General features: G+C 50.3%; 10 protein-coding genes. 2 read left to right on the top strand and 8 right to left on the bottom strand.

Features of this window, described 5'->3' with window-relative positions; all coding sequences use genetic code 11:
• Positions 1–774: 774 nt before the first annotated feature.
• Positions 775–1,425: a hypothetical protein gene (locus KF784_00145; GenBank protein MBX3117444.1), complete on the top strand. Its 651-nt coding sequence runs from the start codon at positions 775–777 to the stop codon at positions 1,423–1,425.
• Between the two features lie 130 nt (positions 1,426–1,555).
• Here the strand turns inward: KF784_00145 and KF784_00140 are convergent, their stop codons facing one another.
• The 7 genes from KF784_00140 to KF784_00110 all read right to left on the bottom strand — a co-directional run bounded on the left by KF784_00140 (position 1,556) and on the right by KF784_00110 (position 8,063).
• Positions 1,556–2,272 carry an ATP-binding cassette domain-containing protein gene (locus KF784_00140; GenBank protein MBX3117443.1) on the bottom strand — a complete coding sequence of 239 codons (717 nt, stop codon included), beginning with the start codon at positions 2,270–2,272 and terminating at the stop codon, positions 1,556–1,558.
• Positions 2,272–2,973 carry an ATP-binding cassette domain-containing protein gene (locus KF784_00135; protein ID MBX3117442.1) on the bottom strand — a complete coding sequence of 234 codons (702 nt, stop codon included), beginning with the start codon at positions 2,971–2,973 and terminating at the stop codon, positions 2,272–2,274. Before KF784_00135 ends, KF784_00140 begins: the two co-directional genes overlap by 1 nt.
• Positions 2,974–3,002: 29 nt before the next feature.
• Complete coding sequence (locus KF784_00130; GenBank protein MBX3117441.1) at positions 3,003–3,845, bottom strand: branched-chain amino acid ABC transporter permease; 843 nt, start codon at positions 3,843–3,845, stop codon at positions 3,003–3,005.
• Positions 3,842–5,014 (bottom strand): branched-chain amino acid ABC transporter permease, encoded by a 1,173-nt coding sequence (locus tag KF784_00125; GenBank protein ID MBX3117440.1) that lies wholly within the window; start codon positions 5,012–5,014, stop codon positions 3,842–3,844. The genes KF784_00130 and KF784_00125 overlap by 4 nt, the downstream gene beginning before the upstream one ends.
• A gap of 110 nt (positions 5,015–5,124) precedes the next feature.
• Positions 5,125–6,072: a hypothetical protein gene (locus tag KF784_00120; protein ID MBX3117439.1), complete on the bottom strand. Its 948-nt coding sequence runs from the start codon at positions 6,070–6,072 to the stop codon at positions 5,125–5,127.
• Positions 6,059–6,907: an SDR family oxidoreductase gene (locus KF784_00115; protein MBX3117438.1), complete on the bottom strand. Its 849-nt coding sequence runs from the start codon at positions 6,905–6,907 to the stop codon at positions 6,059–6,061. Before KF784_00115 ends, KF784_00120 begins: the two co-directional genes overlap by 14 nt.
• The gene (locus KF784_00110) at positions 6,897–8,063 is read right to left on the bottom strand and encodes a penicillin-binding protein activator (GenBank protein MBX3117437.1); all 1,167 of its coding nucleotides are present in this window, start codon (positions 8,061–8,063) and stop codon (positions 6,897–6,899) included. The genes KF784_00115 and KF784_00110 overlap by 11 nt, the downstream gene beginning before the upstream one ends.
• A gap of 392 nt (positions 8,064–8,455) precedes the next feature.
• Between KF784_00110 and KF784_00105 the strand changes: the two genes are divergently transcribed.
• Positions 8,456–8,839, top strand: a complete 384-nt coding sequence (locus KF784_00105) for a hypothetical protein (GenBank protein ID MBX3117436.1) — start codon at positions 8,456–8,458, stop codon at positions 8,837–8,839.
• Between the two features lie 491 nt (positions 8,840–9,330).
• Here KF784_00105 and KF784_00100 read toward each other — a convergent pair whose 3' ends face one another.
• Positions 9,331–14,991 carry a DUF3320 domain-containing protein gene (locus KF784_00100; GenBank protein ID MBX3117435.1) on the bottom strand — a complete coding sequence of 1,887 codons (5,661 nt, stop codon included), beginning with the start codon at positions 14,989–14,991 and terminating at the stop codon, positions 9,331–9,333.
• Between the last annotated feature and the right edge of the window lie 356 nt (positions 14,992–15,347).

Here is a 15,347-nt window from a genome sequence, read left to right as displayed (position 1 = left end):
CGCTTCTATGACATGTAGTAATTGAAATCAGATAGGTGGCACTTCGAAGTTCGTGAGTTTCCCAAATCTAGTTAATTGGAGCACTGCTAGTATGTGAGATCTAAGAATCTTGTCTTAGTGACGACGAAATTCTACTCATACAGTGACATCCTCCGCACGTTTGTTGAACGCCACGAAGAGTGAATGTCATTGTCAGCCACAACTATGCAACTGCTCAAGCCGAGCACTTCCACTTTGCCTTCTAAAAAGTCGGATATTGGGAGTCTATGTTAGGTGCGACCGCTTGCACCTTGTACTCAACCGAAGGGGTATCTATTAGGCAAGCATCCGTGTACAACAAGATTTCACTAGCTTCTAACGAGTCTGGCTCAATAATGCACGGCGTACTAGGAATGGGTCTGGGCTCCCCCAAAGTCGCGGAACAGGAGGGAATGTATCGAAGTCGTAACAAAACTACACTTCGATTGTACGAGACACAGAAGTCCAGGTATGCAAATGTACGTTGGAGGATGTCTCAATTGCTTCAAAGTAGGCACACAAAGACGCAAAGCATACTAGCGTGTGTAGAGCTGCTGTGCAGCAGAACATCTTAGTTGCTCGGGAAGGCCATGGCAGGCAAGAACGTTGAATACACACTATCCTGCCTAGTTCATTGAATTCGAAATAAATCTGTGTTAGAATTGGGCTATCGCACTTATACAAATGGCCGGGTCCTTGTCGGTGGCAATCTCATCTATCGCAATAGATCGGATTGCTGCCAGCAAGGAGGGAGCATTGAAGAATCTATTTACTATTCTTGTTGTTGAGCATAGCGAGATTCGCTACGCTGCATTCCAATCAATGTTGGAGACTGCTCGGGCGGGACTGCCGATTAAGATTATCTCAGAATGCGTCACCTCATCGAATGCGGTATCACCGAGGCTTACAGGGGCTGAGGTTGTCATCACCAATGCATGCATGAGCGACGACAAGGGAACAATCGACGCTCACCATGGACGTGCAGTGGTCAAGTCGAGTCTGAATGCGAATAAGCCAGTGGTTTGGTACACAACAGAAGACCCGCAGGAAGAAGGGCTGAAGGCTCACGTTAAGTGGGGTCGCGACCATGGACTGGAGATGTTCGTATGTGCTTCCACCAGCACACACGATGAATCCCTGCGAGCGTGGAAGTTAGTCATGTTTGGCGCTATCGCTCTGAGCATGGGAATTAAGTCCGGCATGTACCTGATTGATGATTGCAAGATTTGGGGACACCATCCAAGTGATCCGCGATTTCAGAGATCTAGCCGGATTACTAGCCGCTATGCTAGGCTTGGCGATCGAGACCTCCTGGGAGCTAGTCTTAACCAGGCTACTAAAGAATTTCTCGAACCATCGCCTCTCCATTTGGAACTCCTTCGGATGGGCTTAGGAAGGGATTTCTAAAGTAGGCCTTTCGTAACCTTTTCGGGGCTTTGCCAATCGCAAGGGCCCCTTTTTTGTGTGCCTACGCATTGCGCGATATCATCAAGTACGCTATACGGCAACCTCAAACCATATGGGGGTAATGCTGTGACTAATGCTTGTCGAATTGCGCCAAGAAAGAATTCCAACACACCTCGTCGTCAGGCGTCTTGCACTCACCATAGATTCTGCCTCCTTCAATCACGTAGACTCGACTGCATACTGATTTGACTAGGTTGAGATCTTGTTCCGACAAGAGTATTGCTGTGCCCTCTGCAGTGAGTTCACTGATAAGTTGCTCTAGTGACGCAACTGTATCGGGGGCCAGCCCCAATGAGGGCTCGTCGAGTAACAAGAGTTTGGGTTGCGCCGCTACCGCGCGAACTAAGCCTACCATCTGACGTTCACCTCCCGATAATGACTTTGCAGGTCGAAACATCAAGGTAGCCAAACCGGGAATGCGCCTGATAGCCGCCTCTGCAACTTCGCGCCAATTCAATCCTGACGTGGGGCTATGAGCTAGTTGAATATTGCTCAGGACGTCAAGCGAGGAATACAAGGGCGATCCTTGCGCAACCATGTAGAGACCCAACGACTTAGCTTTGTGAGGAGAAAGATTTATGAGCGAAAGCCCTTCGAAATCGATCATCCCATCAATATCGCTAAGTTGCCCCACCAATGCGCGAAAAAGGGTAGTCTTTCCAGATCCGTTTCTTCCGATGATTGCCACAGCTTCACCCGGTTCGACTCTTAGAGTAATCGAATGCAAGACCTGAGTACCCTCAATTGAGACGCTGAGATTGGTGACGGTCAGGATCGCGTCAGACATCAACTAAACCTCTTTCGGGGCTCCAATTCAATAGGTATCTGGCTCCAGAACCCGTCTATTTTGCACCGCCCTTTGTCAAGAGCTAGAAACCGGTCAGCTAAATTACTGAGAATATAGCCGTCGTGTTCCGCAACAATAATTGTGGCCCCGTCCTGAGCTAATACCTTAATAATACTGGCTACAACAGTGGAAGCGGTGCGGTCCAGTCCTGCGAAAGGCTCGTCCAGAATTAGTAGGCGAGGATTTAGCGCCAGCGCGCACGTAAAGTTCAGAACTCTCTTTTGCCCAAAAGAGAGTTCTCCGGCTTGCTGTTCAGATACTGAAGATAGACCAACTTGTGTCAGCGCTCGTATTGCTCGTACATACTCTTCTTCGGACCACCGAGATCCACTCAAGAATCCAGTTGAGAAATCCTGGGAGCGTGCGTAGAATGCAATCAAGACATTCTCCAACACAGAAGAAGAGTTCAGCACTCTGGAACCCTGGAATGTACGAGCAACTCCGTACTTCGCTCGCTTGCTTGCTTCCAGATGTGTAACATCTTCGTCGTTGAACATCACACGGCCGTAGGTGACCGGTAATGTGCCCGCAATGATATTTAGCAATGTACTTTTGCCACTTCCGTTCGGGCCGATAAGAGCGGTGACGTGCCCCGGTACAAACACTTGATCGATGGTATCCAAGACGATGTTTCCTCCCATAACGCGAGTGACTGATTCTAGTTTTACTGTCATCTGCGGTTGTGTTTCCTCCAATTCGTCCTCTTTAATAACATCCCCATAGCAACCAGGACTGCCCCATATAGGCCCTGCTTAATGATCGATGCATCTGAGCTACTGACGTTGAGCAATCGAAACGCTTCTGGAACGCCTACGACGACAAGCGCACCGGCAGCGCCCCCCCAAATCCTATCAATATTAATCAAAAAAGCAGCTACTATGGGGCCAATAATCAGTGAGAAGTCAAATAACGAAGAGTCCACATAGTTGACATGAGCCAAATAAACACAGCCAGCTATAGCAGAAACCGCACCACTAAAGCCAAAGGCAAGACATAATGCTTTAAATTTTGACACTCCGAGCGATATAGCAAGCTCTTCGTCGTCTCGAATAGCTATCAGATAAAGTCCCAGCCTGGATCTTTTAGACAGTTCGGCTATTGCAAACGAAATAGATAGGGCCAATACTGCAACAAGCAATTTGCTAGAGATAGCATCCAGGCCAAACAAATGATAAGAGGCCGCGAGGATCACACGACCGCCTCCATCGACTGCTTTAAAGAGACTAGAAACAAGGAGGAGAAGAGCAAGAGTTGCTATCACAAAATACTCTCCACGGACTCGCCTTGATAGGGTAGTTAGGATCAGGCCAGCGATGAATCCCAAGCATGTTACAAGCATATATGCGCACCAAGGACCAATGAATGTCGCACTTAGCCAACCGAAAAGAATGGCTCCGACTCCAAAGAAAGCCGGAAAAGCGAGTGACAAATATCCACTTAGTCCCGCAGTAAAGGATATTGATACAGCTAAAAGTGCAACAACAATTACTTGGCCAATAAGAGACTCAATCAAGGTATGCCCCCATCTGAACTCTCAGCTGAAGCCTGGAAGACAATTGCAAGCAGGACGACGCCAAAGGAAGCGACTGGGGCCCAAGTAGCACCCATAAGCCAGACCGCCACTTGCGTAATCAAACCGAAAACAATCCCTGAACAAAAAACCGATAGTGGTGACCTGAATTGAACAGCTAAACCTACGACAATGCCGTACAAAACAGGCTCAAGGCCCATCATTGGCTGAAGTCCCGTGTCTGCGGCCTGCAAAAGCCCGCCGATACCGACCAAGCAAGACCCAATAAAGAAAGCGCACCTTCGGATTCTAACGGGATCGATGCCATCGGTCACAGCTAGTCGAACATTGTCACTGACCGCCCTAAAACATCTTCCAATGAGTGTGAACTGCAATAAGACGTGGACTACGGTACAAGCGAACACTGCTACCCCTATCTGAATTAACCGTAGCCAAGAAATCTGTATACCGAAGATGTGTACGGTCGGCTGGGCGTCGACTGGCCACAAATCCCTGCTCTGTGGACCGAAGGCAAAAATAAGAACTGAAGAAAAGAGTATGTAGACTCCGAAGGATACTGCGATAGGCCCGATTCCGGTGTGTCTACCTTCAGACGGACTAGCTTTTCGGAAGAAAAGCTCATTTATTGCTACTCCCAGCAGTCCAGCGAGTACTATAGCCGCAAGAATTTTAAAAAATGCTGGCAGGTGGGTAGCATCTTTCAACCACAACAGCATGTATCCTGAGCCAGCATAGACTGAGGTGTGCGCAAGATGAAAAATCTTGGTAGGGTTGTAGATGACACCAAATGACACACCAAGTAACCCAATCATCGCACCGGAGTGAACTCCATTTATGATTATCGAGGCTGGTGGTAGGGATGTGAATGGTATAAGAATGCCAATAGAGACCCATATCAAGGCGGTTCTAAAGGCGCGAGCAGTATCGAGGATGAATTGCGCAGGAGCCTGTCGCAATATATGCTTCACAATGGCATCAGGCGAGACGCGCTCCTCGCCTGACTTGGAAGTAGCCAAAGCCGTAGTCTTTGCTTCGACCCACACCTGATTTGCCTTCTCTACAACTCGCAAATATGATGATGTTCCAACCAGAAGTGCAACAGCAGAAGTAAGGTGCTTTAGGTCAAAAGATGAGTAAAGACTATTACTCACACCCGTCCCGGCGACTCCCAAGAGTAGGGCAACGACAACGATCAGATGGGCTTCTGGAGTGAAGCCTAGTAGTGTAGTGGGGAAAGAACTCCAAGAAATGCGGAAAGACCTCATTGGTTTTTACTCTCTGAAAACTCAATAGTTAGCTGTTGAATATCAGCAGGTGAGGCACCTTGCCCTTGGATCCTAAGTCGCTCTAAAATTGCCGATAAGTGTTCTATCGAGGTGCTGTTTTGCGCAACATCTTGCAGGTCGGATAGATACTTGTCACGTTGCTCTGATAGTAGTCTTTTATTGGGAAGCAATACGCGTGGCTGCCGCAGATCGTTGATGTACTTTAGGACTTCGCTTCTAGTCTTTTCCAAAGGGCCACCGCCAACTAGACTGTTTTCGAACAATGCTTGCATGCCTGCACTTACTAATTCAAAGTCACCTTTGTTGCACCAGACGCACAGTGCAGTTCGATGACCATCCGTATTCATGTCGTTAAGCCAAAGGCCGACGAGACTCTCAAACTTGCCAAACATCGCCCTTTCCATGGCCATTCCAAAGCGGAACAGGTAGTCACGTTCGCTCTGTAACTCTCTCCTGTTAATCTCTATCTGAATGGGCACCCCAGTAGCAGCGTCGAAAAACTGGCACAGCAGGGCGTCATCAAATTCAACTTGTTCGAGTACCTTGAGTAACTTCTTGATCGATAACCAAGTTTTGTTGCGGTTTTGTTTAGGAAATGAAACGGTATATCCCTTTGACAAGATCTCGCTAGCTACAGAAGCAATCTCAGCAGTTTTTGTTTCGGTCATTTGCAATGCTATTAGTCCGAGCGCATAGCCAAGATCCATGGCGTGATCCAAACTCGCAGTGTCGGTGAAGAGTTTCAATACTTGATCTTTAGCAGTCTGCACCTCCAAGTAGTCTTCGAGCGACTGATACCTCGCACAGCTGGCAGTGCAAATAGCTGTTATTGCAATGGAGTTCGGAACTTCACTGAATCCTATAGCTATGTCAGCGGGGTTAAGCCCTGGCAGTGCAATCTTGGTTCCGCTAAGCTCCGGCATGTGGAAACTGCCCCTTCGCAACAGCGTTGACAGAGAGAACATGAAGCCTGGACCGTAGGCACACTAAGGCTAGGTCCGCAATTGATTCTGGAGGAGCCTGTGGCAATTCACCTTTTGAATAGTCATAGCCAAACTCTTTTGCAATTCTTGTCACTGCCTCTTTTACAGCAATGCTGTCGTACATGCCAGTGTCTACCATGCCGGGGTTTATCTCAGACACGTATACCCCCTTTTTTAGTAGCTCTAGCGTTAGAACACGAACCGCATGATGCAGTCCAGCCTTAGCGCTCGCATGTGCGTAACCCAAGGGATACGGTCTGATCCCGCTCATACTTGCGATTACGACTAAGTTTGTTTCCGCTTGTAACTCCCATCTTGGCAACAGTTCCTGCACCATCAGAAGCAGTGATCGAACAACTGTGTCGAACTCACGTGTGGGCAAGTCATCAGGAGTATTCCCAATATTTAAATAAGGATTATCCTCAGGTATTGTGTATGCACCGCTCGAAAGTCCCACGCTGTGGACAAGATCGATTCTGGTATTTGAGTCTATCGACTTAACCAATTTACTCACTTGTGTCCTGTCTAGTACATCAGCAGAGCGCTCGGTGATATTCGAATGTGGATGAACTTCTCGTATTGACTCTACAACACGCTTTAGCTTCTCCTCAGACCTGGCCACGGCGAGTACAGGAAGACCATCTCCTGCAATCTTTAGGGCAGACCAAGCCCCAAGGTTTGCCTTGGCCTCTTTGCTGTTGAATACATTGTCCGATGCCGAGCCGCGGAAACCTACACCCGTGACCACCACAAGCCGAGAAGACTCAGAACTCAACGATTCTCCCTCCCTTTACAACTTTTAAGGATACTTCCTTTTTGACGTCGCCGTTTGCATCGAATGACATGGCCCCAGAAACTCCCTTGAACGTCGATAATTGGAGGAGGGACTCTTTCAGGGAACTAGGATGAAAGTGCGCATTTCTTAGTCCTGCGATGATAAGATTCGCTGCGTCATAGCCTTGGGCGGCAAAGTAGGACGGGCTCGTCTTAAATCGCTCTTTGTAAGCTGCAATAAAGTTGCGGGCCCCCAGATCTGACGTATTTAAATTGTAAGACCCGTAGTAGCCGAATATGACTCCTTCTGCCAATTTACCCAAAGTCGCAATAGTTCCTTCGTCTGCGAACACTGGAGTCGTTAGAACACGAGCTCTAAGGCCCAATTCGTCACGTTGTCGAAGTACGTCCTTGATATGACGTTCGTCTTGATAGACTACGTACAATGTGTCAGCGCCTGCTTGACGGGCTCGTTCTAGTTGCGAGCGAAGATTGGTTGCATCTGTATTGAAAGGCTCTGATGCAACGATAGTACTTCCCAACTCCTTTACCTTGGCCTCGAAAGGAGACCTTGTGCTCGCTCCGTAAGGATTGTTTACGTACAGTACTGCGATCTTCAAGCTACCTAGCTTTTGAATAGTGAGAGCTGCAAGTTCACTCGAGCCGGTAGACTCAGATATCTCGTTACGAAAAACATAGTCGCCTGCGGACGTGACCTCAGCTGCGGATGCTCCTGGCGATAGAACAATTACACTCTTTTGGTTAGCAAGCGGTGCAACGGCAAGCGTGCCGCCGCTTGTAAGAGGTCCAATAATCACCTTCACTCCATCAGCGTCTGCGAGCTTCTGGAATGCGCTTACAGCCTTCGCAGCGTCTGCCTGATCGTCCTCTGAAACAATTCTGATTTCTGGCTCGTTTACCGTCTTTGAGGCATTATATTGTTGAATTGCCAGCTCGATGCCCTGTTCACAAGGCTTACCTAATGACGCAGCATCGCCTGTCAGAGGCATTATCGAGCCTACTAACACTAATTTGGCAGGAGATGATGTGGCAACGGAGCGTCGCTCGCTGCGACATCCCAAGACCAATACGACCGATGCGGCTACGACAAGTAGAAACTTTCCGTTCATTCTTTCACTCTCCAGCTTGATTGACATTCAGGTCAAGCATTTGTACAAGTGTACGCGATTTGGAATCATGCGGTTGCGACGTGCTGGTGTGCTCGACCATGCAACGTTATCTCAGCATCTAACGCATGTCCAGTCTAAATAAAAAAGTAGCACGTCTTCCTGAAGTCACTGAATACAAAAAAACAAGTGGACTGCCCTCATTGACTCGTTCACTCGTAACACTAGGCCGCTTCAAGTGATGACACCCCAGAATCCGGGGGGGGGTATCCCGAACGGCGTCTGCAGAGTGCTCGGCGACCGGTGGGGTTTGGTTGTTCATCTGCATCCCCGTGCACTTGTGCTTCCAAATATAGAATGTGTCTCTGCCCACACAGTGCTCGTGGTCATTGTGGATAATCAGTGTATCACAGTAGACGCAAATGCACTATGTCGTGTGTTTTCACATTGAATACTTCTTTGGGCAAGCGCTGACTTTTGACGATCCAGAAAACTTGGGGAGGCCGCTGATCGTTGTTCGGAACAAAGCGGTTCTGGAAGCTTATTTCTCGGCTCAAACCAAAGGGATTTCACCCGGCATGGCCGAGCGGCAAGCACTGTCAATTATGTCCGACGCCCGCTTTGTCGAGTTGAGTGCGTTCGACTTTGAGACCGCGCAATCCGCTTGGCTCGACGTTCTGACCGACTATTCGGACGTTATTGAGTTTGCTGAGCCTCACATTGCCTTTGTAGACCTTTCTGGACACCCAAACCCCGGCAGTCTTCCTCATGCCACAGTGACGCGGCTTTGGGATGAGTTCGGCTAGCGCGTGCGCGTGGGGTCGGGTGCAGTGGATCGCTGCCGTTTCTGCACAGACCGCATTTGATGAGAAGGCCGTTTCTCGGCCTTCCAAATTCCTGAAAGACCTCCCGATTGACATTTAGCGCCTGTTCCACCTGAGTGTAGGGGCTGGCTCAAGTTTTCGTGCTATGAGACGATAGGCAAGGTAACGTCTTTGCCGGATACGGTCTTGCAGAAACAGTTGGAAAGATAGCGTCTCTCATTCGGCTTGCTGCTACCGGCAGACTAAGCGATCCGGTCCAGAAAGTCTGTCCCCCGGATACGCTTACAGGGCGCATGTTCTGTGGGGGCCCATGAAGATACCGAAACCCTTGCAAAACGCGTTAAAAGACCTTTCAAAGACCCTTTACGGGACACTGTGCGAAGAGGAATCCCAAGCCTCCGAAATACGGCTGAATTACGGTTTTCGACCTGTGGCACCAGCCACGATGTGCCGAGTGGCGATCCTCAGTTACGTCATGTTTCAGCAGGGCGTTTGAGTCGGCTTAGAGATTTCTCAAACCGTCCAGCCTTTGTGGCCGCATCAATTACTTTGAGCACGTGCGCCGCTATCTCAGGCGTTACTCGGTCAAACCCAAGCCGGTTTGCAAGAGGGCGGGCGATTTGATCCGGCTCAACGGCAATCGAGTCCCTGAGAATTTCTGTGGCAGCCAGTTCAATCTCTTCTGGCGCAATCAGGTCAATCTTCTTGACCTGCTGCGGAAACTGTGATCGACTCCGTACTACAAACTCAGTCTGATTGGGCAAGTATACGAATGGCATTTTGAATTTGATCAATCCTTGCCGTTCTGCCGCCCTGACAGCGCCCTCAATATGCGGCCTGATTTGTGAGCCCGCACGACTTTTACCTGCAGCCTCCCGAATTCGTCGAACTATCTCATCAAAATGCACTGGCGCTTCAACTTGGGCGACCTTGCCAACGAGGCCCGCTAGCTGCCAAGGGGGAGTGTCAAGAAGCTCTTGGTACCGGGGCCAAGTCAATTCTGCAAGAATGTAGTCGGGCACTATTGATGACTCTTTGTTAGATTGGGGGGTGGATTGTCCCTCGTCTTCTTCCCCCGTTTCATGGATAAGCTGTTGTTCTGTAGGCGTCGCGGCTGGGTCAGCCATGATCCCCTCAAACCTGAAGGATGCTTCAATCGCCTCGGCACATCTCTCAAGTTCGCGCTCTGGGTGCCGCCACCAATCGGTACTCCAGATCCTGTGAATTCGCCAACCACGATCTTCAAGGACTTGTTGGCGAAGCCGATCTCGGTCGCGTGCAGACTTTGCTGAGTGGTACATACGACCGTCGCATTCAATTCCGATTGAGTACTTCCCGGGCTCGGCTGGATTCCGTACTGCGAGGTCAATATAGAAGTGTTCTGACCCTACCTGCCGTGTCACGTCATAACCACGGTTTCGCAACTGCTCGAAAACGCAGTCCTCGAAGTAGGACGGTTCCGGCTTGAAAACGGATGGCATTGCATCGAGGTGCCCGGATTCAGCGAAGGCGAGGAACGTGTGAAATGCATGAACCCCTGCGCCTTGGGAGGCCTCTATTCGCATATCTGCGGCTCGGAAGTTTGAGAAGACCACTGTACGAATTCGTGCACGTGTGATCAACACATTTAGTCGACGTTCTCCACCAGCCTTGTTGAGTGTTGCAAAGGACCGACCATCCATAAACCCATTCTCGTCACGACCGTAACCAACCGAGATGAAGATTACATCTCGCTGATCTCCTTGAACTGTCTCAAGATTCTTGACAAAGAGTCTGTCTAGCCCGTGTTGCTCGTCAAAGTGTCGTAAGGCTGGTTCTGCTTTCCTGGCAAGGTCAAGTTGGTCCTCTATTGCCTCTTGCTGAGCCTTGCTAAAAGCAACAATTCCGAGCGTCAAGTTTGGGGATTCCAAGACATGCTTGACAACAGCTTCTACGATAGCCTTCGCCTCCATTTCATTCTTACGTGATCCTCCCCTACTGTAGATCGTGGAAGGCAAATGCCGAAAGATAAGGCCCATTTCACTATCTTTCTCACGCGGGTGTGGAAAGATCACAAGCCGATCTTTGTAAAAAAGTCGGTTCGACGTTAAAATGAGGTCCTGATGGCGGCTCCGATAATGCCACCGCAAATCCCTTCGATTTGATGAACCCTCAGGAATCCGTGCCGAAGCAAGAGCCAAGATACTCTCTTGCTCGCCAAGGTCCTGAGCTTCTTGATCCTCTTCAGATTCTAGGTCTCCGTCGTCTGAAGCTGTCATTCGCTCGAATACACTAGTTGGTGGCATTTGCTTCGAGTCGCCCACGACAATCATTTGCTTTGCCCGTATGATGCTACCAAGGGAGTCTTCGGGCTTTATCTGGCTTGCCTCGTCAAAGATCACAACATCAAACTCAGGCCCATCCGGCGGAAGATACATCGCCACAGACATTGGGCTCATTAGAAAGACTGGCCTGATCGCTTGTATTGCGGAGGGGGCTTCCTTCATTGCAATCCGTATTGCCTTGTGCCCGCGCTGGCGATTCATCTGAAGCAAAAGGAATCCCATCTCACCAACTGCTGATCCTCTGGGTACGGTCTTCCAGTGGGATAGCGCTACCTTCGTTTGATTGAGTTCGATTAGGCCCCGATCTAAAGACCGGAAGGACTCAACAATCTCCTCGTGTGTCTTCCGATCGAACTCTTGAAGCACAGGACGTGACTGCACCGCCTCGTCAAGCAAGCCGTTGTACCAGGCTCGCTTAAATTCGGCAGCTAATCGCGATCCTGCAGGCTCCCAAGTCTCGGCAAGCTGCGTTGCTTGCTCTATGCCTGCTTCATGGACTTGCTTGGAAAGCAAGTTGTAGCGAAAATAGCTTTCCAGGTCCTCTACGTGCGTCTGCCACGCCTTCAGCCGAGCCTCTTGTACATCTAATGACTGTTGTAGAAACGCTTCGCCGCCCCCATCCAGTTGGGCACGGTCGGAGATGCTATCAATGAGACCTGAATAGGAGTCACGTAAGTGTCGAAGCTCTGCAAGCTGTTCTTCAAGCCCCTTTGGACTATCGCCCTTGCCAAAAAACTGCAGGAGTCCGGTTGGCAAAACTCCTGTTTCAACGCGATTGATCAAGTCCACCGTCCAGTCAATCAATCGATGTAGGCCAAACCAGTCGGCCGTCGCCAACGTCTCCGATCCGAGGCACTTGACTAAGGTTTTTTCTTCCTCCGTGTATTCTTTTGTGGCTGATTGATGCCGTCGAATTGCGTCAATGCGTCGGAGTCGTTCTTGCCAAGTTGGCGTGGAGCTTGAGGGTCTAAATAGTCCGTCAGCTATAGCTTTGGCCGGTTCAATGATGTCGATTACAAAACGGTATAGCCTTTCGTTCGGGTCGCCTGTATCTGACTCGAATGCCCCCGAGTCGTGAACCTGAAGTGCCGTACGAAATTGCCCGATTGTTGTCGAGCTTGTAGACATGGCGGTGCGAAGTCCGTCAGCCAACTTGCCAATATCACGCAAGGAGTCTTGGCGGAGCAGGCAACGGACGGTGCCCCTTTCAAGTTTGTCCTTACCAACGTCACCGTGGAGCAACGAAAGAAAGTCAATACACGAAGCAAGCTCGTCGGCATTAGCATCTTCGATTGACCAGCGCTCCGCAAAGAGCTCCAGAAGCGAAGGTCGCAGTTGTGTGAGGCGAGCCCGTGACTGTCGCTCCACACGGACCTCACTGAGCATCGCCACAAGGTTGACATGGGTTACTTTGCCTTGCAAGCCGAGCGCTCTTGTTGACGAGGTTGCTGCATCTCGGTAGCGGCGACTAAACCACCGCTTTAAAACTGAAGCGCCCTCTTTCTCAAGAGTCATCAGCATCGGCTCAATGTCTGTGGTCCAAACGCTTGGGGACACCTTGCCCTGAAGTTTCATATGAGCGCTTTGGCAAGACTTTAAGAGTTCCAGCGCCTTACGCAACGTAGCCTCTTCTGTGAGCCACTTTTCGCTTTCAACGTTTAGCCCCCGCAAATCGGGCGCGGCGGCGAGTCTTTTGGCTGTTGTAGCCAACGACTCTTGGTTCCAGAACGAGCTTGGTACTTCTACGCCCATCAATTCGGCAAGACGCTTGGCCAGGGTCCTCATTTCCGTCATTGCGAAGTCAAGCCCATCAACAGCGCTAAGGTAGCCAGACAGTTCTCCAATATTTTCAAGTGTGTGAGACGGAGGCAGCAGGCCTTCTTCAAGGCCATTGGTGTCTGCTTTCCATGAGTCGGGCTTTACGTGATCTGCGTATTCAGATTCAATGGTTGCCGCTTCTCCTCCGCACTGAACGGCCGACTTAATGCGCTCTGGATCGGTTTTCCATATGGCTTGACCAAAGTCAACCCCTCGCGTGTCTGGCGCGGACACGATGAAGTCGACTACATGACCAAAATTGATAACATCGTCCAAATCTACTGCAGGTTCAAGGTGGAGCCGGTTGGTGAGAAAGTCAATCGCTGCCCGGAACTTTCCAAAGGATGCAACAGCCTCGTCTATCTTGCGGGCGAGGTCGCGTTTGTCGTCAGGTGAAATATACGTTCGCTTCGAACCTGCGAATGCATGATGAGCTGGGCGACCTAACCTGCTCACCTGCGCCTCCAGCGATGCGACAAGCTCTAACTTTGAATCGAAGTCGTCCTGCGTCCAACCATACATCCACTCGAACGACATGCGCCCGTCAGTATCGGGTTCAGGTCCTAAGCTGATAAGGCGTCCGATTGCTTCACGAGGAGAAATTCCCCGCAGTACCCCGACTGTGCCCTGTTCCCGATTTCCTTCGCTTACATACTTCTCAGAAGTTCGTATCGATACACCAAGAGGGGTGTGAAGTGCCTCGACGTAGTGGTTCAACGTATCACGGCTGTTTGACAGCGTTCTGAGTGCCTCATTTGCAGCCGCAAGTCTTGGCTGTGCCTGTTCGACGGTGTCTTTCAATCCTTGATAGAAGGCTTGCTTTTTTGACTTGGTGCCGTGAATTTCTATGCAGCACTGGTCCAGCTTGGCCCTCTTGAGGTTGTCGTGAACAACGTTAAGCGCGGCTCCCTTTTCCGAGACAAACAGAACTCGCTTGCCCTGCGACACGAATTCTGCGATGAGGTTTGCGATAGTTTGTGATTTCCCAGTACCTGGAGGTCCTTCGATGACCATTGACTTGCCTTGCTGGGCCTGCAAGATAGCAAGCGTCTGCGACGAGTCGGCATCGAAGACCTCGTTGGTTTGACCAATTGGCCTATGTGAGTCGAGGTCATCGTTGTCCGTAAGCGCATTCTCGATCTCCTCAAATTCTGTGACCTTAAACAACGCCTGCAGTACGGGGTGTTCAAGAATGCTCCGTGCTTTGGGCCAAGATGAGGGGGCAAGGTCTTTGTAGATCAGGAACTTCGCGAAGCTGAAGAAGGCAAGCGCGATGGTGTCGGTCTGAACCTTCCAATCCTTCTGATCTCGGATTGCCGCTGACACCTGGGCGGCGTACTTGTCCACATCAATCTCTTCGCTTGGCACCATGGGAAGGTCAATGGCAAAGTCCTTCTTAAGCAGAGCAGCAAGTGACAGGTTAGTGCCGATCTCAGCGCCATCCCAGGTCAGCTTGAATCCTCCCCGCTCGGTTCGCTCAAGCAGCACTGGAACCAAGACAAGGGGAGCGAGTCTTCTTTCGCATGAATGATCGGCTTCGTACCACTCCAACATCCCCAGGGCCAAGTAAAGGGCGTTGACACCTTGTTCCTCAATCATCGCGACTTGGTCACGGTGAATCTTGGTCAGATGACGCTCAAGTCGACTTCTTTGTAACGGTGTGTTGAGCTTTTCATCCGTTTGATCCACTTGGCTTTCGCTAGCTTCATCAAAGTACTCATTGGACTCGCCTTCCTGCTCCAAATCAAGGCGATCCTGTTTGTCAGGTTGCCCGTGGAAAGACATCACGCGTTGTTCATTTACTAGAGTTGAGAAGACTTGAGTCGGGTCTTCTCCCGTAACTTCGACTACGCGCTCGATGGGCCGTTTTGACGTCAAGGTTCGGCTGCGAAAGTTTACGAGCCGGTTGTTCCGTTCAGTCCCTAGCAGGTTGTCTCTGAATCGCTCAAGCAGTTCAGCTGCCCTTATTGTTCCGTTCCCCACCAGGTTCATTATGCTCCTACAATATGGAGACCGTCAATAGCTAGCTATGCACGAGCATGCTTAGGTGACCGAGAGCAGCCTCACTTGTGCCCACGTCCAGATTCATGAGGACCTGGTGTACGGTATTGGTCATGTATGCCCAGCATCCTGGCAAACGAGGAGAGGCCCGACACCGGCACCAAACACCTGCGCTAATCCACCGAATGCCGAATAGTCGGCTTTCCTAAAGCCGTCTCGGATCTCACATGACAAGAGGGCGCTTAGGGTCCCACTGAGGATGAATCCCCCAAGACATGCATTCGAGCTTGCGCTTGCCGTCTTTCAGAATCACGACTGGCAGTAGTGTCCTAGGCGTTGCGTTGTAC

The organism is Fimbriimonadaceae bacterium (assembly GCA_019638775.1).
Taxonomy (GTDB): domain Bacteria; phylum Armatimonadota; class Fimbriimonadia; order Fimbriimonadales; family Fimbriimonadaceae; genus JAHBTD01.
This window is presented reverse-complemented; position numbering and strand designations above follow the sequence as displayed.

Coding starts and splice junctions, on each gene's coding strand:
- KF784_00140 (MBX3117443.1), bottom strand. CDS start 2,272: ATGTCTGACGCGATCCTGACCGTCACCAATCTCAGCGTCTCAATTGAG.
- KF784_00135 (MBX3117442.1), bottom strand. CDS start 2,973: ATGGGAGGAAACATCGTCTTGGATACCATCGATCAAGTGTTTGTACCG.
- KF784_00120 (MBX3117439.1), bottom strand. CDS start 6,072: ATGCCGGAGCTTAGCGGAACCAAGATTGCACTGCCAGGGCTTAACCCC.
- KF784_00110 (MBX3117437.1), bottom strand. CDS start 8,063: ATGTCAATCAAGCTGGAGAGTGAAAGAATGAACGGAAAGTTTCTACTT.
- KF784_00105 (MBX3117436.1), top strand. CDS start 8,456: ATGCACTATGTCGTGTGTTTTCACATTGAATACTTCTTTGGGCAAGCG.
- KF784_00100 (MBX3117435.1), bottom strand. CDS start 14,991: ATGAACCTGGTGGGGAACGGAACAATAAGGGCAGCTGAACTGCTTGAG.